This window comes from Streptacidiphilus sp. BW17 (assembly GCF_041262485.1).
Classification (GTDB): domain Bacteria; phylum Actinomycetota; class Actinomycetes; order Streptomycetales; family Streptomycetaceae; genus Streptacidiphilus.
Genome location: NZ_JBGCCR010000011.1, coordinates 38,577 through 59,173, shown reverse-complemented (window position 1 = coordinate 59,173; position 20,597 = coordinate 38,577). Strand labels below are relative to the sequence as shown.

Sequence of the window (20,597 nt, the reverse complement as noted above, 5' to 3'; positions counted from 1 at the left end):
CCAGCGGCGTTCCACGTTAAGGAGATGACGATGACCGGCTTTGAATTCCCGGGCGAGTACTACGAGATCATCAGGAAGGACTTCCGGAACCTGGAGGTAGAGAGTTCCTTCTTCTCTTCCTACCTGCCGGCGGCCGGTCGAGTCCTGGATCTCGGCTGTGGAACCGGGACCAACCTCCGCGCTCTCAGCGACCTTGGGTACGCCTGCACAGGAGTGGACCAGAGCGAACAATTCATCGACTTCGCCATGAAGGCCGGCGGCGATATCGAGTACGTCCACTGCAGCGCTGCCGACTACGAGGCGCAGGAGCAGTTCGACCTGATCTATGCCGTATTCGTCACACTCAATTATCTCAAGCGTGACGAGCTCGGAAGGCTACTGGCGAAGGTGCGAGGATGGCTGCGGCCGGGCGGGCGATTCGTTGTAGACATCGGCCACATGTTGAACTTCGCCGACAGCTATCAGCCCTATATCGTCGCCCATCACAGGCATGAAGGAATTCTGATCACTCGGCTTATTCGGCACGCGGTGAATGCGCACACCGCCAACTGGAGGCACGAGGAGACCATCCTGGTCCGGGAGGCGGACGGGCGGGTGTCAATGTATGACAACTTCTTCGACCAGATGGCGCTGACCGCCCCGGAGCTTCGCCAACTGCTGAAGGAAGCCGGCCTTACGGTCACCGAGGAATACGGGAGCTTCCGAAAGGAGAGTCCGTCGCCTCGCGGGAAAGGCCACCTCATATTTATCGCCGAATCCGTTGACGGCACAAGCTCGTGACTATCAGGATCAGCTCGGCGTTTCCCACCGGCAACGGGCTTGTGCATCAGGTGGGGCCGCACGAGTTCGTCATTGATCGTGATCTGCGGGACTCGACCGGAGACCGTTGGTACTGGCATGTGCGGTTGCATTCAGATCGCGATATCATGGTGCGCATTCGCCTGGCGCGCCCCCTACTGATTGGCCAGTTCGGGCCTGTCGTCAGCACGGCGGAGTCTCGTAACTGGCTTTGGGAATCACCGGGACCTGACACAGATTTCGAGGTACCTCTACAGGGCCAGACTGTGCTGGGGCTCTCCGCAACCATGCCGTACGGGCCTCGGGAACTTGAGGCGTTCCGCGTCGAGTTGGGGGCATCCGCGATTTGGCGGGCCCTGACGCGCAGTGAAATCGGCGGCAACGTCCCCATGCTCATAGTGCCCCAGCCGAAATCGAAGTACCTCGTTCTGCTCACTGCCCGGCACCATGCCTGCGAAGCCATGGCTTCATACGTGCTGGAGGGGGCGGTCAGCGAGTTCATTAGACTGCGGCAAGCGGGAAACCACATCGCCTCCCAGTGCGAGCTGGTAGCACTTCCCATCATGGACCTGGATGGCGTCGCCCATGGCGACCAAGGGAAGGCCAGAAAGCCCTGGGATCACAACCGGGACTACGGCGACTCAAGTGCATATCGGTCCGTATCTGCTTTGCGTGACAGGCTCACATCTGATGGCCGGACCATATTTGCGCTGGACCTGCATACACCCGGCCTGCGTGGACCTATTGAAGAAGTGCCGTACGTGGTCTCCTCTGGCGACCCTGGAGATAAGGAAGTAGCCAAGACCTTCCTAGCGACACTCAATTCGCTTCCAGGCGGGCAGAACTTCCAGTCAGCCCAGCTGCTACTTTTCGACCACGCTTGGAATTCTGCCAATTCTCGCTCTGGACAGTGCTGCTCAGCTTGGCTTCGAAGCCGTAAGAATACGCGCGTCGCACTCACCATTGAGTACCCGAACGCAGTCGATCAAGGTATGCCGGTGACCATCCACCGAGCCAGGACATTTGGGGCGCTTTTGCTGCGAACACTCACTGCTCAGATGTGATAGAATGCGCGCCATCTCTATGGCTCGGCAAGTTCGTCGCGAATTAGGATTCCAATGACCGAACTCAACCCATCGCCGCAGTTCGACCCCCGTGCGATCGAAGAGCGTTGGCAGAAACTCTGGCGGGAGGAGCGGACGTGGGAAGTCTCGAACACGTTAGCTGCTGACAAGCGCGCGTACGTGCTTGAGATGCTGCCCTACACGAGCGGAGAGCCGCATGTAGGCCACCTCAAGAACTACGCGGTCGGCGACGCAGTGGCTCACTTCCTGCGCCGGCAGGGCTACTACGTCTTGCACCCGATGGGCTACGACGCCTTCGGACTGCCGGCAGAGAACCACGCGATCCGCACCGGGAAGCACCCCCGGGTCTCCACGGACGAGTCGATCGCCTCCTTCCGTGAGCAGTTCAAGCAGTGGGGCATCTCCATCGACTGGAGTCGGGAGATCAGCACCCACCAGCCGACTTACTACCGTTGGACGCAGTGGATCTTCCTGCAGCTCTTCAAGGCAGGACTGGCTTACCGCAAGCGGTCCGCCGTTAACTGGTGCCCTTCCGACGCCACGGTGCTGGCGAACGAGCAGGTGGTGGACGGGCAGTGCGAGAGGTGCGGCAGCCTGGTCGAACTCAAGCAACTCGAGCAGTGGTTCTTCCGGATCACCGAATACGCCGAGCGGCTGCTGAACGACCTCGACGGCCTGGACTGGCCAGCGCATGTCAAGACCATGCAGCGTACCTGGATCGGACGATCGGAAGGCGCAAGCGTCACCTTCCGGTGCGCCGAAGTGGATGGCGAGATCCAGGTCTTCACCACACGGCCTGACACGCTGTTCGGGGCTACGTTCATCGCGCTGTCCCCGGAGTATCCGGACCTTGAGCGCCTCACCAGTGGGACACCGGAGGAAGCAGCGGTCCGCGAGTACGCCAACGCGGCTCGGCGCGCGGGACACAGCGACCGCGGGAACGACGAGCGGCCGAAGACGGGCGTTGTCACCGGCCGGCATGCCATCCACCCCCTGACAGGCAACAAGATCCCCATCGTGGTAGCCGACTACGTGCTCATGGAGTACGGAACCGGCGCGATCATGGGCGTGCCCGCGCACGATGAGCGTGACTTCGACTTCGCCCACGCGCTCAGACTCCCGATCCAGCCTGTCATCGGCCTTGCCGACGGCGCGACGCCTGAACTTCCGTACGCCGGCGAGGGCGTTGCCATCAACTCCGCGGAGTTTGACGGGGTACCCAGCCGAGACGCAGGCGCGCGAGTCACGGCCAAGCTCACTGACATCGGGCAGGGCGAGGCCGTCGTCAGCTACAAGCTCCGCGACTGGCTCCTGTCCCGTCAGAGGTACTGGGGCTGCCCCATCCCCATCGTCTACTGCGACGGATGCGGGCTGGTTCCAGTCCCTGAGGACCAACTCCCTGTCCCACTCCCCGATGTCGAGGACTATGCCCCCAAGGGAAAATCTCCTCTGGCTACCGCTGAGGACTGGGTCCGCACCGAGTGCCCGCAGTGCGGCGGCCCGGGACGTCGCGAGACCGACACCATGGACACGTTCGTCGACTCGTCCTGGTACTACCTGCGGTACTGCGACCCGAACAACAGCAACGAGCCGTGGAGTAAAGAGGCGGCGCGCGCGTGGATGCCGGTCGACCAGTACATCGGCGGAGTCGAGCACGCCATCTTGCACCTCCTGTACTCGCGCTTCCTGTGCAAGGCGCTCGCCGACCTCGACTTCCTCCCCGTGCAGGAGCCCTTCGGCACGCTCTTCACGCAGGGGATGATCACCAAAGACGGCGCGAAGATGTCCAAGTCCAAGGGCAACACCGTGTCACCGAGGTCGATCGTCGAGAAGTACGGCGCTGACACGGGCCGCTGCTACGTCCTGTTCATGGGCCCCCCGGAGCACGGCGCAGACTGGTCCGACGAGGGACTGGAGGGTGTTCACAGGTTCTTCAAGCGGGTCTGGAGGTACACCGACCAGATCACGAGCACCGGCTCCGACTTGATCGGCGCAGCCTCGGACCCCGAGCGTGATCTCGCCCTCCGGCGGAAGACAGCCTGGGCCATCCAGAAGGTCACCGAGGACATGTCCGGGCGGTTCGCATTCAACACCGCCATTGCCGCACTGATGGCGCTGTCCAACGACTGCAGTCGGGCCCTGCAGGACGGCATCGCGAAGAAGACAGTGACCGAGGCGGTCAGCACCCTGGCATCGCTCCTGCTGCCGTTCGCACCCCACGTCTCCAGTGAGATCTACCACCGGCTGACCGGAAAGCGCGTGTGGGAAGAGCCGTGGCCGGTTGCTGACGAGGCACTGCTCCGGTCTGAGACGATCAAGCTCGTCGTCCAGATCAACGCGAAGACGCGGGCTGAGGTGAGCGTTCCCTCGGATGCTTCCGAGGACGAAATCCGTCAAGCAGTCCAGGCTCTTCCCGTGGTCCAGCACGAGGTCGAGGGCCAAAGTATCAAGCGAATCATCGTTGTACCAGGTCGACTGGTGAACGTTCTGATCGCTTAGCGGTGCTGGTTACCAGTGCTGCCGCAAGGCGGTGCTGGTAACCAGCCGTAGAAGCGGGGTATCCATTCACCTGGGGCCAGGCGATAGCAGTCGAGGGCGGGGTGTCGGGGGTTGCTTCGCTGACAACGAGTGCTGCGCAATGGGCGCCAGCGCGGCCTCACCAACGCCATCTGCGAGGTTCCGGCCAGCCGCATCGCCCATCCGCAGAGGCTGATAGCCAGGGCCCGCTGACGCCGTGTCGCGTAGCGGAGCTTGGTCGTCGTCAGCGCGTGCCGAGCAGCCGGGTGGCATCCTCGATGGCCGCGGTGAGCGCGTCGTGCCCAAGATCCTGCCGAATGGGGCTGCCCCGCCGCTACTCCCACGGCCCACACCGTGTGGGCGACTCAGAACACGGGGGACCTCACCTACCTGCGCACCTACCGCGTCGCACTCCAATTCGGCGATCCGGGTAAGAACACGGCGTTCGCCGGTCTGCAGAGCGAGGCCAGACGGCGCCTGCCGACCGCTCACCTCCTGCGCCGAGTCGCCGTCATCGCCGTCGCCGGCTGAAATCCTGGGCCTCGGCCAGAACAGCGGGTAAGTGCCTTCCACACCAGCGGCGATCGCTCTCTACTCCACCCCGCCCGCGTCTGCGCGAGCGGCGTACCTGGACCGAGGGCGAGTACGGCTACCTGGCGGAGCTGAACGACAAGGTCACCGCTCGGACCGTCACCACTGAGGAGCCCCTGCTTCGGACGGTCCCGGATCTGGACGATGCCTGGTGGAGCGGCCTCAGCACCGCCCTCAACGCGATCGCCGAGGTTCCCACCAGTCGCGTGGCGGTCCGTCAGGAGTATCTGGACCGGGCCATGCCGCGGTACCTGGGAGTCGCCATCGACACCGCTGCACTCGCCTGGTCGACGGCCCACGGGGACGTGCACTGGGCCAACCTCACCAGTCCGACGTCCAGATCTGATGTGTTCTCAGTTCATGGTCCCTTCCGTGCTGGCCGGCGGACCTGCCTGAGGATGTCCGCGAGATCCTCGGAGCACCCACCCCCAACTGCGGCACGCCTGACTGCGCGGCCATCCCGAAGCTGAGAAATGCACACGGCGCCCACCCGGTCAGCACGTCGTCCGGGTGGGCGCCCTGTGCATTGTTCAGGGAGTCAGTCGGTGCAGGTCCCGGGGGAAGAGCGTCGTACGGCGGATGTTGTCGGCCTCCGTAATCCGGGCCGTCCAGCGCTCGAGTCCCAGAGCGAACCCACCATGCGGTGGCATCCCGTGCGCGAACGCCTGGAGGTAGCTCGCGTAGGGCTCCGCGGACTCCCCACGCGCCGCGAGCGCCGCCAGGTAGTCCTCATGACGGTGAAGCCGCTGTCCGCCCGTGACCAGCTCCAGCCCGCGGAACAGCAGGTCGAAGCTGTTGGAGTACTCGGGCCTGCCGGGCTCCGGGTGCGTGTAGAACGGCCGCTTCTTCATGGGATACCCGACGACGAACAGGAACTCACTCCCGTGCTCCCGAAGCGCCCACTCACTGAGCCACCGCTCATGCGCTGGAGCAAGGTCCGGCTCGTCCGTCCCCAGCATCCGCATGGCCTCCGAGAAATGGATCTGTGGAATTTCCGCCGGCACCACCGGCAGCTTCACCCCCAGCAGCTCCACCGCCCGGCTGGCCCGCCCGGCCACGGACTCCACCATCCCCGCGACCGCCTCACGCAGCACCACCATCACCTCGCGGTGGTCGGCGATGAAGCCCAGTTCGGCGTCCAGACTCGTGTACTGCGCCAGGTGCCGGGCAGTGTCGTGCGGCTCGGCGCGGAACACAGGGCCTGTCTCGTACACGCGCTCAAAGACCCCGACCAGGGCCTGTTTGAAGAACTGCGGGGACTGCGCCAGGTACGCCTTGGCGCCGAACCAGTCGAGCGCGAACACGTTGGCACCGGACTCGGTCGCCGAAGAGACGATCTTCGGCGTCTGAATCTCAGTGAACCCGAGGCCGTCCAGAGCGCCGCGGAAGCCGGCCACGGAGGCAGCGGAGATCTGATGCGGAGCGCGCAACAGCGGATGTCGCAACGCCACCGGCGCGTTGTCCAGGATCGTCGGGAGACCAGCTGGGACCGTCGGGCGGTACAGGTCGAACGGCGGAGCTTGCGCGAGGCTGGACAGTACGTCGATCTCAGGGGACGTCAGCTCGACACCACCGGGAGCCTGGGCGTTGGCAGTGACCATTCCCCGCACCCGCAACACCGTCTCCTCGGGGAAGTCGACCCGCGCTTCGGTAGTCACCACTTGCGCCAGGCCGGAACGGTCACGGATCACGAGGAAGGTGACGGACTTGAGTCCACGGCGGCGGTGCAGCCAGCCACGGATTTCGACGGATTCACCCGCGTGCTTCGGCAGTTCAGCGGCCAGTACGCGGGTCGTAGGGTGGATCATCGCAGCCCTCCAGGGGCGTCGTCGTGATCCCTTGGGAGTGCGGGCGAGAAGGGGCAACTCGCGGTGCCACCGCACTTTCGCCACCACCCGGGGGCGGCGGCCTCATTCGGGCCCGATGACGGGGGCCGGCCGGCAGGGCATTTCCTCCCTGCGCTCAGGAGTGTCTTCCCTTCGGGGGCGTGAGACTGCCTTCACAGCTTCCGGCAGCTCTCTCGGCTCGCGCCGTCCCGCAGGTACTCGTCTCCCTCAACGCGCTGCCTGTGAGGGTAGAGGCACGGCACCCGAGACGGCAACGCGAAAACGACGGACGTGACCTGATCCCCCATACGGGTGGCGCGAAGGAGTACCCGAGACCGTCACCCGTGAGGAGACCGGGCGATAGCCCTCCTTCAGACAGGAGGGCAGGTGGCAGCTCAGTCGAGGCGCAGGTCGAGTGTGTACCGCAGCTCAGCGACACTGAAGCCTCTGATGGTCTCCTCGCGAGTGACGGAGTCAGGGCCCCAGCCGTGCCTTTCATAGAACCTGCGGGCACGGGTATTGCCCGCCAGCACCCACAGGGTCGCCCTTTCGAAGCCGGCGTGACGCAGGGCTTCGTGGACTGCCTCGAGGAGATGGGGAGCCAGACCGCTGCCCCAATGCGACGGCGCTACGTTCAGCGCCCAAAGCTCCCCCGTGCCCGCAGCGTCCGGGTCGCGACCAGGGCCAGTGTGCGCGAAGCCGACGGGGGTTCCGTCGACCTCAGCGATCAATATCTTCTCTCTGGGGTCACGTTGGGTGCGCACGGTGCGTTCCCACGATGCGGTGCGGCGTTCCATGGTCGTCGTGTCGAGCAGGCCTTGCGGCATCAGACCGGCGTATCCGACATGCCAGGCATCAACGTGCACGCGGGCCAGCGCTGGGATGTCAGCGGTGACCACTCCGCGAATGAGCACGTTGCGTCCTTCCGGGCTGGATCCGCGCCGGTCGGCGTTCGGATCGCCATGCCGAATGGTCTCGGAGGAGCGCCACGCGGCTCCTGTGCCAGTAGCTGATTTGCATCCGAGGTGGCGTATCCCTGAGCGGCACGCTCTGACGGTCTGCGGGACAGCCACGTCACATCTGGTCGGGGGCCTCGATCCCGAGCAGGTCCAGGCCGAGTGCCAAGGTCCGCGCTGTGAGGTCGCACAGGGCGAGCCGGCTCTGCAGGATGTCTCCCTCAGCACGGAGGACGTGGCACTTCTCGTAGAAGGACGTGAAGGCGCTGGCGAGGCCGTAGAGGTAGTGCGCGAGCCGGTGGAACGCCAGGTCTTCTGCGACCTCGGAGATCAGCGTGCCGAAGCCGACCAGTTCCAGCGCGAGCGCGCGCTCGGCCGGCTCCGCCATGACCAGCGTGCCGATGGAGCGGTCAGGCTCTACCCCGGCGCGCCGGAAGATCGAGCAGATCCGGGCCCGGGCGTACTGAAGGTACGGGGCGGTGTTGCCCTCGAACGACAGCATCCGGTCATAGTCGAAGACGTAGTCCTTGAGGCGGTCGGTCGACAGGTCGGCATACTTGACCGCGCCGATCCCGACTGCCCAAGCTACGGCTGCCCGGGTGTCCTCGTCGAGTTCCGGGTTTTTCTCCGAGATGACCGTGCCGGCCCGGACGATCGCTTCGTTGAGGAGGTCGACGAGCTTGACCGAGATGCCGGCGCGGGTCCGCAGCATCTTGCCGTCGCTGCCGAGGATCGAGCCGTGGCCCACGTGCTCGGCGCGGGCTGGCGGGGCGAGCCAGCCGGCCTCGCGGGCGGTCTCGTAGACCATCTCGAGGTGCTGGTGCTGGGGCAGGCCGACGACGTAGAGCAGCCGGGTGGCGTGCAGGTTCCGCAGGCGGTGCCGGACGGTAGCGAGGTCGGTGGCGCCGTAGCCGAAACCGCCGTCGCCCTTCTGAACGATGATCGGCAGCGGATCGCCGTTTCGGTTGAGGTAGTTGCCCGGGAAGGCGCACTTGGCGCCTTCACTGTCACGGAGCAACCCCAGCGCGTCCAACTCGTATAGAACCGAATGGAGTTGGTTGTTGTAGTAGCTCTCCCCGAAGAAGTCGTCCTCGTTCAGGCGCACGCCCAGCGTGCTGTAGACGGTGAGGAAGTACGTCTTTGACTCGTCAACCAGGGTGCGCCACAGCCGCAGCGTGGTCTCGTCGCCGCTCTGCAGCAGGACTACGCGCTTGCGGGCGCGGTCCTTGAAGGTCTCGTCGGCGTCGAACTTGCTTCGCGCGGCACGGTAGAAGCCGTTGAGGTCTCCGACGGACAGCTCGTGGGCGGCCTCGGACTCGCCGATGTCCAGGAGGTGTTCGACGAGCATGCCGAACGGCGTGCCCCATTCGCCGATGTGGTTCTGGCGGATCACCGTGTGACCCTGCCAATCGAGCAGGCGCACGGCGGCGTCACCGATGATCGTCGACCGGAGGTGCCCGACGTGCATCTCCTTGGCGGCGTTCGGCGCCGAGTAGTCGACGGTGATCGTCTCGGGTGCCTCGACCTGCGGAACGCCCAGTCGGTCGTCGTCGAGCATGCCAGCTAGCAATCGGCCGAGCGAGTCGTCGGAGATGGTGAGGTTGATGAAGCCTGGCCCGGAGATCTCAACGGACGAGCACAGGTCGTCGAGCTGGGCCTGTTCGACCACCTTCGCGGCGAGGTCGCGCGGGTTGCCGCCGATCTTGCGGATGAGGGGCAGGGCGGCGTCGGACTGGAAGTGCGCGTGCTGGGATCGTCGGACGAGGGGGTCCACGGAAGTTCCCGCCACTGCCTCGAACGCCGATTTGAGCCGCTGACGCAGCAGCTCTTCCAGGTTAGCCATTTCCGGATCTTAGAACCGCTCTGCTCCTCCTGCCGAGGGGTTTTCCGGCTGTTTCGACCGACTCGTGGGCTCTACTCGAGGCCACGTGCTCTTCGGTCGATCAGAGCGAGCAGCGAGTCGAACGGCCGCTGTCACGCCGCTCATCGACGCCTTCTTCGGCGTCGACACGTACCCGGTTCCCGGCCGGCCGACCCTCATCTACCGGTACGGGGAGGGCGTTGGCTTCGTCACGCACCACGACGAGGTGACCGAGGTAGCGCTGGAGCGCGCCGCCACCAACGGCCAGCCCGTGATCGGTGGCGACCTCACCACGGTCCTCTTCCTCAGCGGCCCTGACGAGTACGGCGGCGGCGCACTCTATTTCGAGGCGCCGCCGCTGGACCTCCGCCCCGCCAAGGGCGCCCTCGTCGCCTTCCCCGCAACCCGCCACTTCCTGCACAGCGTCCGGCCCATAACCGCAGGTTCCCGGTACACGCTGCTGGCCCGCCGAGACGTGAAGGGCAGCGTTCAGCGGGCCGCATGAAGCGCGTCCGCGACGGCCTTGGGCTGGGCACGGGGCCGTCGCCCAGGCGGTGCCGCTTCAAGCGGATCGCGCCAATGTGTCAGGCATCGTAGATCCGCGAGCGCAGCACTGCGGCGGCGCGAGCCGAGGCCAGGCTTGCCGCGGCGGCGCCGGATCATGCCAGGTAGGGGTACTTGCCGCTGAGGTAGTCGCCGATCTGCTGGCGCATGCTCGGGTGGATGTCGTAGTCGTCCAGGTCGCCAGGGTGGACCCAGCACACGCCGTCGGCCTCGTCGTTGATCGTGGGCGTGCCGCCGATCGGCCGCCCGATGTAGGCCACTTCGAATTGCTGGCGGATCTCCCCGTCGCTGTAGGCGACGATGTGTACCGGGTTGGAGTAGACCCCGAGGAAGCCGGTGACCTCCGCGATGATGCCGGTCTCCTCCAGACACTCGCGCACCGCGCAGTCCGCGGCCGATTCCCCGATGTCCTGTTTTCCGCCCGGCAGTGCCCACTGTCCAGTGTCACGGCGGCGCTGCAGCAGGATCGCGCCGTCGTCATCCGTGACGAGCAGATTGCTGGCGGGGACGAGCGCGTTGGCCGCAGGAGCCGCCGGGTCGTCGTAGTACTCAACTCGGCCCATGCGAGTGGGTCTCCTCAAGGTCGTCCGTCCACGGCCAGGCGACAGCCCAGACTGCTTCGAGGCTCTGAGCGTAGCTGTCGAACCATCCGTCGCTGCGGATCCCATCGAAGTACCTGCTGCCGCGATGACAACCGAGCGCGCCGACCACCAGTGGCGTCCCAGATCCACCCCCTGGCCTGCTAGATCAGGGGCCGCAGCGAGCAGCCGATCAGGTTGTTGACGTCATCGAGGGGCCTGCAACAACCGACGTGATCGCGTCGGTGTTCGCGATGAGGTACTCCGCCAGCTGGGGCGGCATCAGGTTGACAGCCCGGACCGCGTCTGGGGCAAAGGGAACCCTGACAACCTCGTAGCCACCGCGCTCGGGCCGGTGAAATTCGGTGCCCGTGCGGGCGTCCAGGTCGATGCTTGCCAGGCGTGCGGCGAAGATATGCTGAACGCTGATGCCGTCAGCCAGGTGATCGGTGATCAGATAGACAAGCTGAGGGCCGTCGATTGTTCCGCCGAGTTCCTCGTACACCTCTCGGTGCAGGGCGTCTTCGATGCTGGCGTCTGCCTCTTCGACGCCACCGCCGACTGTGACCCAGTACGGGTCTCGACCGGGTCTGGTCCGCTTGATGAGGACCAGGTGATCGCCGTCGAGCAGAATCGCCCGGGCGCTGCGCTTGATGATCTCGGGCATGGTAGTGGGCTCTCTCTCGATCAGTAGCGACGTGGGCACGGTTGCTTCCGCTGAGCTATTTTCGGTTGCCCCGATCGACGTCAACCGCTCTACTCATGGCCATGGTTACCCCAACTCGGTTGGTGATGAGCCACTTTCGCGATCAAGGCTACGCCGTGCTGCCCGACATCCTCTCCGCTCAGCAGGTGTCGGACTGGCGCGCAGCCGTCGCGGACTACGTGGCACAGACCCCGCCCCCAGCCGGCCACACCGGGCCGTATTTCCTGTGGCCGCACTTCGATACACCTTGCCACAGGCTGCTCGAGCTCTACGGCAACAGCGGCGTCGGTGGCGTGGTTCAGTCGTTCATGCACCACGAACTCCTGCTGGACGAGCCTGAGTTCGCGCAACTCGCGCTGACCATCCCGCCCTATCCTCACCGTCCGAGCGCGCCGCACATCGATGGCTTGACGCCCACCGAGGATGACGGCCGGCCGGGCACTTTCACGGTGCTCGTCGGCGTGGTTCTCACCGACCAGCAACAAGTCGACCGCGGCAACCTGTGGGTCTGGCCGGGCACCCATTTGCGAACCGGGCGCTGGCTGCGGGAGCACGGTGCCGATGCTCTGGGGAGCGCGATTCCCTATCCGCCGGTCGAATTGGGCGAACCCATCCAGGTCACCGCCCCGGCCGGGAGCCTCGTCCTCGTGCACTACTTGCTCGCACACAACATCGGTGGCCACTTCGGCACCGCCACCGACGAGCGCCGCGAAGCGGTGTACTTCCGGCTTCACGCGGCCGGTCATCGTCTTCGCTGGCGCGAGGTCGTCACTTCTCCGCTGGTCGAGTTCGCTTCCCCGTGATTCCTGACAGAGGTGGCTCTCCCCTTCGCGTTGCAGGGAAGAGCCACCTGAACGCTGACCATCTGCTCAGATGAGCACAGCATTGATGGAGAACTCAGGATGTCCGAGAACGATGAGCCAATTCACCATCAGTTGGTTGACTCAGCTGAGACACCCCCACAGGGGCGAGTGGTCGATCTCGGCTGTGGAAGGGGGCCAACGCTGGCGGCCTTCGCCCACAGGTTCCCCATGGTGCGCCTGACCGGGTTCGACCGCTCCACGGCGAGCGTCGAGGCGGCCCGGGAACTGCTGGGTGATCACGCCGGCGGAAGCGAAGTCCTGGTCGCAGACCTGCGAGAGCCAGTCCCTCTTCCTGACGGCTGCGCCGACGCGGTCGTCTCGTACAACGTGCTCGAGTGCCTTCCGGACGCGTCGGCGTTCCTCGCGGAGATCTGGCGGCTGCTCAAGCCCGGTGGTCGCGCGGTCTTGGCGCACGTGGACTTCGACTCCATCGTGATCGCGGGGCCGGATCGCGACCTGGACAGACGGATCTGTCATGCCTTCACCGATGATCAACAGCCGTGGATGGACTATGCGGATGGGCGGATCGGTCGGAAGCTCCCCGGGCTGGTTCAGGCATCGCCGCTGACCTTGGAGCGGGTCGCCACGTGGGTCACGTCCTCAACCGAGTTGGACGGCCAAGCGGCCCGGCGCGTCGAGAACATCAGGCAGGCGCTGACCAGTTCGGCCCAGCGGGGGAAGGGCCTCGTGGACCTCGAGGAGGTCGAGGCATGGCACACAGCAGTGCAGGACGCGGCTGCGGGCGCGCGGTTCTTCTTCGCCGAGACGGCGCTGGTCGTAAGTGCCAAGCGCGCGGCGTAGCGTGAGGCTCGCCCCGAGGTGGCCAGCGTCAGCTGCCGGAACGGCGGCATCACGGGCGGCATGACGTCCAAGGGGGCCGCCCCAGAACTCAGGCGCCGCGCGAAAGCCGACCGCCGCGCCGCTCGCAGTAACCTCGTTGCTTGCCGGATCAGCCCGCCCTACGCTTGGGGGCAACGCGATGACGGAGACGAGTAGCCGCGGGACCACGCGAGCCGAGAGAGCTGCCGGTAGCTGGAAAGGCAGTCTCGCGCCCCAAGGCGAATCCCCTCCTGAGCGCGGGGAGGAACGGCCGCCAGGTCCAATGCCCCGCCGGCTGGCTCCCGTGACCGAGCCGGGCTGAGGCTGCCACCTGTCGGCGGCGAAGGCGCGGTGGCACCGCGAGTCCCTGCTCGCCCGCGCTCCCAAGGGATCACGTCGCGGATCGACCGAGCGGAGCGCCCGTCACCATGTTGAACATCACCCTGATCCGAGAACACCCGGCGCGCGTGCAGCACGCCTTGGCCAAGCGAGGACTTCAGGTCGATCTCGCACCGTTCCTCATGCTCGACGAGGAGTTCCGCCACGCTCGAACCGCGGTGGAGAGCCTGCGGGCCGAGCGGAAGCAGATCTCAGCGGAGGTCGCTCGGCTGCTCCGCGCCGGCCAGGACGTGACCGTGCTGCGTGCGCGGTCGGAGATCGTCGGCGCGGACCTGACCGAGCTGGAGGCCCGGCTCGCCGAACTGGGTACCGCCCGGAAGGACTTCCTCGACCAGCTGCCCAATCTTCCCGACGACGACGTGGTGGCCGGCGGCAAGGAGAACAACGAGGTCGTGCGCTCGATCGGCGCGCCACCGCAGTTCGCCTTCCCGGCCCGCGACCACGTCGCCCTCGCTCAGCGCCTGGGGCTCGTCGACTACGAGCGCGGCGTGAAACTGGGCGGCAGCGGCCACTGGATCTACCGCGGCAACGGCGCATTGCTCGAATGGGCGCTGCTCAACTTCTTCGTCCAGGCCCACCTGCGCGACGGCTACGAGTTCGTCCTGCCCCCGCACCTGCTGACCTACGAGGCTGGCTACACGGCGGGCCAGTTCCCCAAGTTCGCCGACGACGTCTTCGTCATCGAGCCTGGAGAGACCGGAGAACCCGGACCGCGACGGTTCCTGTTGCCCACCTCGGAGACTGCCCTGGTCAACCTCCACCGCGACGAAACCCTGCCGGAGGAGGACCTGCCGAGGAGGTACTTCGCGTACTCGCCGTGCTATCGCAAGGAGATCGGCGGGTACCGCGCGACCGAACGCGGGACGCTGCGCGGCCACCAGTTTGACAAGGTCGAACTGTTCCAGTTCGTCCGCCCTGATGCCTCGGATGCCGCACACGAGGAACTCCTCGGCAAGGCAGAGCAGTTGGTGGCTGATCTCGGCCTGCACTACCGGGTCACCCGCCTGGCCGCCGAGGACACCAGCGCCGCGATGGCCAAGACCTTCGACGTGGAAGTCTGGCTGCCCAGCATCAACGCCTACGTCGAGGTCAGCTCAGTGTCGAACGCCCGCGACTACCAGGCTCGGCGCGGCAATATCCGCTACCGCCCAGCGCAGGGGAAGCCAGCCTTCCTTCACACCCTCAATGCATCCGGGCTGGCCACCAGCCGCCTCCTGCCGGCCATCCTGGAACAGCACCAGCAGCCCGACGGTGCCGTCACAGTGCCCCAGGTACTTCAACCGTGGCTCCGGAGCGCGGTTCTGACGCCGTCGGTGCCACGGTGACCGAAGTCGGCTGATCGCAGGAAGGGGCGGCGGCCGGCCGGGCGGGCTGGCCGAGCTGTCCCGGGGATCGCTGCGGGCTGCGGGAGCGGACCGGGCTGTTGACCGTGAGGCGATTCGCAGTGGCGGTGGCCGCGACTGGCAAGGTCACGGCGCTAGTCGTACCGGCGCCCCAGCCCCGCAGGATCGTGGTGAGCCGGGCTGCGGCGACGGCCCCGGACGGCGAACCCGCCCCGGCCGCCGGCCGCCCGAGGTGGTCGTCGTCCACGTCACCGACCACATCGGCGCCGACGGCGGGTCCGTCTACCCGGACACCGCCGGTGCCAGCCCGAACCGGGTCAAGATCCAGGACACCCTGGCCAACGGCTGAGGACGGAGACCGGCGCCACCGTGCACGCATTTGTCCTCGACTGCCGCCCGGGCCTCGTCGAGACCGGGGTCGCCACCGGCACACGCGCCTCCTCGACCTGAACATGCCGCCGCGCACCCGCGCCCACCGGTATCGTCCCCACATGGCCAAGACACTGCGGTTGGCGGTCGCGCAGAGCACGGTGCCGGAGGACCCGACGGACACCGGCGCACTGCGGGCGAGCGGGGCGGAAATCCGAGACCTGGTCCGGGAGGCGGGCAGAGAGGGCGCACGACTGGTGCAGTTCCCCGAGGGAGCGATCACCTACCCGAGCAAGCACGTGATGTCGTCGGGTGGGCCAGGAACCCTCGTTGCCTCGGACTGGAGCCGGGTCCCATGGGATGTCCTGCGCGAGGAGGCGAAGTCGATCGCCGACCTGGCCGGCCAGCTCGGCCTCTGGGTCGCCTTCGGCTCGATCCACCCGCTCACACCGCCGCACCGCCCGCACAACAGCCTCTACGTGATTTCCGACCAGGGCCGCCTCGTCGCCCGCTACGACAAGCGCTTCCGTGCGACATGAAGTCGCATCAATGGAGTGATGCAAAACCACAGGAGAAGGGAGGGGTGGGACGCATCTCGGCCAGTACTCACGGCCGATCCCCGCGCTCACGTGCGTCTCTGGTAACGGAGGGGTGCGGAGCTGAGCGTGCAAGCCCAAGAACTGCCCAGACGTCAGGGCAGAACAGGTGAGGGGAAGTGCGGAGGGATGAACGTAAGTGAACCCTCTACTTAAAGCCTCGTGAATGTCAGCCCAGGGAGACGTCAGTTCAACTGGGTCCAAGGTTCGGCGCTGAGAGGCGTCAGGCGACCTCCGGCGGGAATCACTGGAGGGGGAGTACCGCCAACCTCGGGGCAAAGAGGGCATCCGGACCGCACGCATCTCCAGGATGCGGAACATGGAAATCCCGATGGGGTCCAGTCCAACTGGTAGGCCGGACGCAAGAAAGGTGAATTCCTCAGCGGGGCAGGAAGGCCCAAGAAGCGAAAGCCAGCCGCCGAAAGGCACAAGGAAACCACGGTCAACCAAACCCGTGCATAACTTGCTGGATAGGCATATAGCCAGCCGGAAACGGTGCTGACGTGGGCCTGGTGAGCTGTTGAAGTACAGAGGCGAGAAACCGGAACCGGAGGACAAGTTGGACGATCCCTTGGGATCGAACGGACCGAAGGACGGGGCAATACCTTCGTGGCACAGCATCGACTGGGCCACAGAGGAGCGCAACGTACGGCGACTGGGCCAAAGAATCTTCAAGGCAGCGCAGGAAGGGGACCTGAAGAAAGTCAGGAACCTGCAAAAGCTAATGCTGAGGTCGCGAAGCAATACGCTCGTGAGCGTTCGACGAGTGACACAGCACAGCTCGGGGCGCAAATCGGCCGGGGTGGACGGAGAGGTTGCCCTCACGCCCAGCAAGCGGAAACAACTGGCCGAGGATCTCCTCGCCCAGTCGGACCCGTGGAAAGCCCGGCCAGTCAAGCGCGTGTATATCCCAAAGAGCAATGGAAAGATGCGGCCACTCGGAATCCCCGTGATCCGGGATCGGGTAATGCAAGCCAGGGTGAAGAATGCCCTGGAGCCTGAGTGGGAAGCGCGCTTCGAGCCGCGCTCATACGGGTTTCGGCCCGGAAGAGGCTGCCATGATGCGATCGCAGTCATCCACAACGCGCTGGCGACAACCAACACCCAGCGCACGTGGATACTGGACGCCGACTTGGCTGCGGCTTTCGACCGCATCGACCACGGCCACTTGATGACCAGTATCGGCATGTTCCCAGGTCGGGAACTTGTTCGACAATGGCTGAAGGCCGGCGCGATGGAGAGGGGAAGGTTCTCCCCAACCGGAGAAGGTACTCCTCAAGGCGGAGTGATCAGTCCCCTCCTCCTGAACGTAGCACTCCATGGGATGGAAACGGCAGCCGGATGCCTCTACTGGCAGAGCAAGAGCGAAGGGCTCAGGCTCCGCAAGGGCAGTCCGGCACTTATTCGGTATGCCGATGATTTCGTGGTCCTGTGCCACTCGGAAGAAGAGGCTAGGCAAGTTCGGGCCGCACTCGCCACCTGGCTGGAACCGCGAGGGCTGCGGTTTAACGAGGAGAAAAGTCGTATCGTTAACATTGACGATGGCTTCGACTTCCTTGGCTTTACAGTCCGGAGGATGAGGGATGGCAAGGTTCTTGCCGCACCGAGCAAGGAATCCGTCAAGAGAATCAGGAGCCGCATACGCGAAGAAGTCCGGCACATGAAGGGCTCCAATGCAGCTGCCATCATCAAGGCACTCCGGCCAGTTGTGATCGGATGGGGGAACTATCACCGCAAGGTTTCCGCCAAGCGGGTATTCTCCCAGCTCGACACTTATGTTTGGACTGTGCTCTACCGGTGGGGGCAGTGGCGGCACCCGACGAAAACGAATGGCTGGGTACGCAACCAGTATTTCGGGAGATTTAACCAGCAGCGCAACGATGTGTGGGTCTTCGGGGACAGGAAGTCCGGGAAGTATCTACCAAAGTTTACGTGGCTGGAGATCGCTTACCACAGACCGGTCGGAGGTCGGGCCTCACCATATGACCCGGCACTTGCCCGATTCTGGGAAAAGCGTCGCCGACAAAAGAAGCCGACACTGAACAAACGGGACCTCGCCCTGTGGGAGATTCAACGGGGCAAGTGCCCGGAGTGTAGGCAATGGCTCATCGCAGACGTGGAGTTCGACCCGAACAGCGCCTGGCTCAGTATCCAGGATGCGGCGCTGGAACTCCGCGGGGGTGGCTTGAATAGGCACCACATTGTGTATCGCAGCCAAGGCGGCGGGGATGAGATCAAGAATCTCGCTCTTGTGCACGCAGAATGTCACCGGCAACATCATGCACGGGACAAGTTGACCCGTATGCCTGCGAAGCCCTCGCGGCTTGCTTGAGCCGTGTGCGTTGAGAGGCGCACGCACGGTTCTGAGGGGGCGGGGGCGCAGCAATGCGTCCCCGCTACCCGACTGTCGAACACCGAGGTCTCGCTCATGTACACCCCGGGGACAGCGCCGCTCGTCTTCGAGGTCGACGGAGTTCGGTTCGGATGTGCCCTGTGCATCGAGGCCAACTTCCCCGAACTGTTCGCCGAGTACGAGCGCCTGGACGTCGACTGTGTGCTGCTGTCGGTCATGGTCGACGACGCGGCGCGGGCGGTCGTGGGGCAGGCCTATGGCACCTTGTACAGCTACTGGATCGGCTACTCAGTGCCGGCTCAGTTCAGCGCGACAGTGCCGTCCGGGATCGTCGCGCCGGGCGGGCGGTGGCTCGCTCGCTGCCCAGGCGACGGCCGACCGGCCCTAGCCGTCGCAGACATCGACCTCGGCACGGCCGACACCGATATCGAGATCGCCGTGCGTCACGCACGTCCCTGGCGCCGCTTAGCACGGGCAGGGCTCTACGACGGGCGGATCGTGCAGGGGGACGCCAGAAGCGACACCCGAACCCTGTTCTGAGTGACCTGTTCCACGGCTCGGCGGCCTCGATCGGAACCCATAGTGAATCCACCCCGTGGGACTCGGAGAAGGAGAACGCATGCTCAGCAGAGGCGAAGCCGAGATCCCGCTCAGCGGGGGCCGTCTCACCCAGGGAGTGGTCCGGGTGGGTAACACCGTGCGCCGTCCGGCCTCGGCGTCGTCGCCGTTCACCGCCCGGCTGCTCCGCCATCTCGAACAGCGCGGTTTCAGCGGCGCTCCTCGGTACCTCGGCCGCGACGAAGCCGGACGGGACATCCTCAGCTACCTGCCCGGCCGAGTGCCGGCCAAGTTCCAGCGCTGGACCGACGCTCAGGTGGCCGACGCGGGCGTGCTGCTTCGCGCCTTGCACGACGCCATCCGCGGCAGCGAACTCGCCGTACCGTTCGCTACCGTCTGCCACCACGACCCGGGCCCGAACAACACGGTCTTCATCCAAGACCGGCCCACCGCCTTCATCGACTTCGACATGGCTGCGCCGGGCAGCCCGTTGGAGGATGTCGGGTATATGACCTGGACGTGGTGTGTGTCCTCGAAGGCCGGAGCGCCTCCTGCGGATGTTCAGGCCACTCAGGTGCGTGTGCTGGCGGACGCCTATGGCCTGGCTGGTCCTGAGCGTGCTGTGCTCGTCGACGCGATGCTGGAACGGCAGGCCCGCAACGTCCGCTTCTGGGCGGAGGTGCAGGCCGGCTTCCAGGCCGTCGAAGCCACTGCCCAGCAGATCTCGGATAGCATCACCTGGTCCCGGCGAGAGCACGAACACACTGCCGAGCACCGCAAAGTCTTTGAAGACGCCCTCAAGTAGTTGGTGAACTACTGAGGCAGCGTCGACTCAGGGCATCCGAGGGCAACCGCCAGTTCGTCCACATCGAGCACAGCGCCGCCGGGCGGCAGGGAATCGGTCATCGGCACAACGTACCGCCGCAGCCCGACCCGGGTGCGGCCCCGCTCGATGAGGTATTTGGGGCTTCTCAACGCCATCGGCGCCACAGTGCGCGCCTGCGGGGCCGATCCGGGGCAGCAGGTTCGCTGAGGGCCGCGAGAACCTCGGCGTCGCAGCCGGCGCGGTGGGCGGTCCGATCCCAGCCGGGCGGCGGCGCCGCGGTGACGAGCACTTCCTCACCGATGCTGTCGGCCAGGGTGAAGCCGGAATCCTGGAGCTGGGTGGCGACCATCTGGGAGGCCCCGACGCCGTAAACGTGGCTGGATCTTGAGGATGGGCAGACGGTTTGGATCGATGCGGGTTCTGGGAGGATGACGGCGGAGGCTGGCCCCACTATCTCTGGGGCCGGCCTCCGCCTCTCGTCACTGGCTGCGGTGATGCGGTCAGGCGAAGTGATCGAAGTGCCCGGCCTTGGCGCCGAGGATCATTGCCTTGATCTCGTCGCGCGTGTAGATCAACGGCGTCTGCTCGGGCCGCTGGGAATCGCGCACGGCCACGAAGCCGCCGACGGCGCCGAACTCCACGCTCTGATGGGGTGGTGTGGGCTGGCAGCCGGTCGGCGCGGGCCCCCTTGTTGCGGTGGTCGGGCGAGGCCGTCCGTGGTCCCCCGTCCCCCTTCCGCGGCCCAGTATCCGGGGCCGGCCGTCCGCCTCAAGGGCGCTGCGCGTGGCTGCGCCACCGGCCTTCGGCCGACCCTTGACCCGGACGGCCTCTTTGCCCCGGACCCCAGGCAGCTATCAGGGGGACGGGGGAGGTGTGTATGGGCTGGGCAGCTGCACCGCCGCACCTTCCGCACGAGGCCAAAACGATCATGAATCCGCCGCGCCCGAAAGGCTTGGGGTCGCCGAAGAGAGTTGACGGAAAACCCTTTT

The 20,597-nt window shown here is 65.7% G+C and carries 20 protein-coding genes; 13 read left to right on the top strand and 7 right to left on the bottom strand.

The window, feature by feature from the left end:
• Positions 1 to 30: 30 nt before the first annotated feature.
• The 4 genes from ABH940_RS15965 to ABH940_RS15950 all read left to right on the top strand — a co-directional run bounded on the left by ABH940_RS15965 (position 31) and on the right by ABH940_RS15950 (position 4,931).
• Positions 31 to 780, top strand: a complete 750-nt coding sequence (locus ABH940_RS15965) for a class I SAM-dependent methyltransferase (RefSeq protein WP_370066305.1) — start codon at positions 31 to 33, stop codon at positions 778 to 780.
• On the top strand, positions 777 to 1,862 hold the full coding sequence (locus tag ABH940_RS15960) for a hypothetical protein (protein WP_370066303.1): 1,086 nt from the start codon (positions 777 to 779) through the stop codon (positions 1,860 to 1,862). The genes ABH940_RS15965 and ABH940_RS15960 overlap by 4 nt, the downstream gene beginning before the upstream one ends.
• 54 nt (positions 1,863 to 1,916) lie before the next feature.
• Positions 1,917 to 4,382, top strand: coding sequence for a leucine--tRNA ligase (gene leuS / locus ABH940_RS15955; protein ID WP_370066301.1), 2,466 nt, complete (start codon positions 1,917 to 1,919; stop codon positions 4,380 to 4,382).
• 372 nt (positions 4,383 to 4,754) lie between these two features.
• Positions 4,755 to 4,931, top strand: a complete 177-nt coding sequence (locus ABH940_RS15950; RefSeq protein WP_370066299.1) for a hypothetical protein — start codon at positions 4,755 to 4,757, stop codon at positions 4,929 to 4,931.
• Positions 4,932 to 5,521: 590 nt separating this feature from the next.
• Here the strand turns inward: ABH940_RS15950 and aspS are convergent.
• From aspS to argS, 3 genes are all read right to left on the bottom strand, one after another.
• The gene (gene aspS, locus ABH940_RS15945; protein ID WP_370066297.1) at positions 5,522 to 6,886 is read right to left on the bottom strand and encodes an aspartate--tRNA(Asn) ligase; all 1,365 of its coding nucleotides are present in this window, start codon (positions 6,884 to 6,886) and stop codon (positions 5,522 to 5,524) included.
• A 326-nt stretch (positions 6,887 to 7,212) separates the two neighbouring features.
• Positions 7,213 to 7,731 carry an N-acetyltransferase family protein gene (locus tag ABH940_RS15940; protein ID WP_370066295.1) on the bottom strand — a complete coding sequence of 173 codons (519 nt, stop codon included), beginning with the start codon at positions 7,729 to 7,731 and terminating at the stop codon, positions 7,213 to 7,215.
• Positions 7,732 to 7,891: 160 nt separating this feature from the next.
• Positions 7,892 to 9,616, bottom strand: coding sequence for an arginine--tRNA ligase (argS, locus tag ABH940_RS15935; RefSeq protein ID WP_370066293.1), 1,725 nt, complete (start codon positions 9,614 to 9,616; stop codon positions 7,892 to 7,894).
• Positions 9,617 to 9,680: 64 nt separating this feature from the next.
• Here argS and ABH940_RS15930 point away from each other — a divergent pair, with 64 nt between their 5' ends.
• Positions 9,681 to 10,139 carry a 2OG-Fe(II) oxygenase gene (locus ABH940_RS15930; protein WP_370066291.1) on the top strand — a complete coding sequence of 153 codons (459 nt, stop codon included), beginning with the start codon at positions 9,681 to 9,683 and terminating at the stop codon, positions 10,137 to 10,139.
• Between the two features lie 154 nt (positions 10,140 to 10,293).
• On the opposite strand, the gene ABH940_RS15925 is transcribed toward ABH940_RS15930, so the two are convergent.
• Together ABH940_RS15925 and ABH940_RS15920 are read right to left on the bottom strand one after the other, a co-directional pair.
• On the bottom strand, positions 10,294 to 10,761 hold the full coding sequence (locus tag ABH940_RS15925; protein ID WP_370066289.1) for an NUDIX hydrolase: 468 nt from the start codon (positions 10,759 to 10,761) through the stop codon (positions 10,294 to 10,296).
• Between the two features lie 208 nt (positions 10,762 to 10,969).
• Positions 10,970 to 11,443, bottom strand: a complete 474-nt coding sequence (locus tag ABH940_RS15920; protein WP_370066287.1) for an NUDIX domain-containing protein — start codon at positions 11,441 to 11,443, stop codon at positions 10,970 to 10,972.
• Positions 11,444 to 11,538: 95 nt separating this feature from the next.
• On the opposite strand from ABH940_RS15920, the gene ABH940_RS15915 reads away from it, so the two are divergent.
• From ABH940_RS15915 to ABH940_RS15880, 8 genes are all read left to right on the top strand, one after another.
• Positions 11,539 to 12,285 (top strand): phytanoyl-CoA dioxygenase family protein, encoded by a 747-nt coding sequence (locus tag ABH940_RS15915; protein WP_370066285.1) that lies wholly within the window; start codon positions 11,539 to 11,541, stop codon positions 12,283 to 12,285.
• A 99-nt stretch (positions 12,286 to 12,384) separates the two neighbouring features.
• The gene (locus tag ABH940_RS15910; RefSeq protein ID WP_370066283.1) at positions 12,385 to 13,146 is read left to right on the top strand and encodes a methyltransferase domain-containing protein; all 762 of its coding nucleotides are present in this window, start codon (positions 12,385 to 12,387) and stop codon (positions 13,144 to 13,146) included.
• 446 nt (positions 13,147 to 13,592) lie between these two features.
• Positions 13,593 to 14,888: a serine--tRNA ligase gene (serS, locus tag ABH940_RS15905; RefSeq protein WP_370066281.1), complete on the top strand. Its 1,296-nt coding sequence runs from the start codon at positions 13,593 to 13,595 to the stop codon at positions 14,886 to 14,888.
• Between the two features lie 10 nt (positions 14,889 to 14,898).
• The gene (locus tag ABH940_RS15900) at positions 14,899 to 15,255 is read left to right on the top strand and encodes a DUF6296 family protein (RefSeq protein WP_370066642.1); all 357 of its coding nucleotides are present in this window, start codon (positions 14,899 to 14,901) and stop codon (positions 15,253 to 15,255) included.
• A 142-nt stretch (positions 15,256 to 15,397) separates the two neighbouring features.
• The gene (locus ABH940_RS15895; protein ID WP_370105492.1) at positions 15,398 to 15,814 is read left to right on the top strand and encodes a nitrilase-related carbon-nitrogen hydrolase; all 417 of its coding nucleotides are present in this window, start codon (positions 15,398 to 15,400) and stop codon (positions 15,812 to 15,814) included.
• Between the two features lie 577 nt (positions 15,815 to 16,391).
• Positions 16,392 to 18,203, top strand: coding sequence for a group II intron reverse transcriptase/maturase (gene ltrA / locus ABH940_RS15890; protein WP_370105491.1), 1,812 nt, complete (start codon positions 16,392 to 16,394; stop codon positions 18,201 to 18,203).
• A 96-nt stretch (positions 18,204 to 18,299) separates the two neighbouring features.
• Positions 18,300 to 18,764, top strand: a complete 465-nt coding sequence (locus tag ABH940_RS15885; protein ID WP_370105490.1) for a hypothetical protein — start codon at positions 18,300 to 18,302, stop codon at positions 18,762 to 18,764.
• Positions 18,765 to 18,909: 145 nt separating this feature from the next.
• Complete coding sequence (locus ABH940_RS15880) at positions 18,910 to 19,587, top strand: aminoglycoside phosphotransferase family protein (RefSeq protein ID WP_370066277.1); 678 nt, start codon at positions 18,910 to 18,912, stop codon at positions 19,585 to 19,587.
• A 166-nt stretch (positions 19,588 to 19,753) separates the two neighbouring features.
• Here ABH940_RS15880 and ABH940_RS15875 read toward each other — a convergent pair whose 3' ends face one another.
• Positions 19,754 to 19,957, bottom strand: coding sequence for a hypothetical protein (locus ABH940_RS15875; protein WP_370066275.1), 204 nt, complete (start codon positions 19,955 to 19,957; stop codon positions 19,754 to 19,756).
• A 151-nt stretch (positions 19,958 to 20,108) separates the two neighbouring features.
• Entirely contained in the window at positions 20,109 to 20,249 is a 141-nt protein-coding gene (locus ABH940_RS15870) for a DUF397 domain-containing protein (RefSeq protein ID WP_370066274.1), read from the bottom strand.
• Positions 20,250 to 20,597 lie beyond the last annotated feature (348 nt).

Coding starts and splice junctions, on each gene's coding strand:
- ABH940_RS15895 (WP_370105492.1), top strand. CDS start 15,398: ATGGCCAAGACACTGCGGTTGGCGGTCGCGCAGAGCACGGTGCCGGAG.
- leuS (WP_370066301.1), top strand. CDS start 1,917: ATGACCGAACTCAACCCATCGCCGCAGTTCGACCCCCGTGCGATCGAA.
- ABH940_RS15875 (WP_370066275.1), bottom strand. CDS start 19,957: ATGGTCGCCACCCAGCTCCAGGATTCCGGCTTCACCCTGGCCGACAGC.
- argS (WP_370066293.1), bottom strand. CDS start 9,616: ATGGCTAACCTGGAAGAGCTGCTGCGTCAGCGGCTCAAATCGGCGTTC.
- ABH940_RS15915 (WP_370066285.1), top strand. CDS start 11,539: ATGGCCATGGTTACCCCAACTCGGTTGGTGATGAGCCACTTTCGCGAT.
- ABH940_RS15965 (WP_370066305.1), top strand. CDS start 31: ATGACCGGCTTTGAATTCCCGGGCGAGTACTACGAGATCATCAGGAAG.
- ABH940_RS15910 (WP_370066283.1), top strand. CDS start 12,385: ATGTCCGAGAACGATGAGCCAATTCACCATCAGTTGGTTGACTCAGCT.
- serS (WP_370066281.1), top strand. CDS start 13,593: ATGTTGAACATCACCCTGATCCGAGAACACCCGGCGCGCGTGCAGCAC.
- ABH940_RS15925 (WP_370066289.1), bottom strand. CDS start 10,761: ATGGGCCGAGTTGAGTACTACGACGACCCGGCGGCTCCTGCGGCCAAC.
- ABH940_RS15920 (WP_370066287.1), bottom strand. CDS start 11,443: ATGCCCGAGATCATCAAGCGCAGCGCCCGGGCGATTCTGCTCGACGGC.
- ABH940_RS15885 (WP_370105490.1), top strand. CDS start 18,300: ATGTACACCCCGGGGACAGCGCCGCTCGTCTTCGAGGTCGACGGAGTT.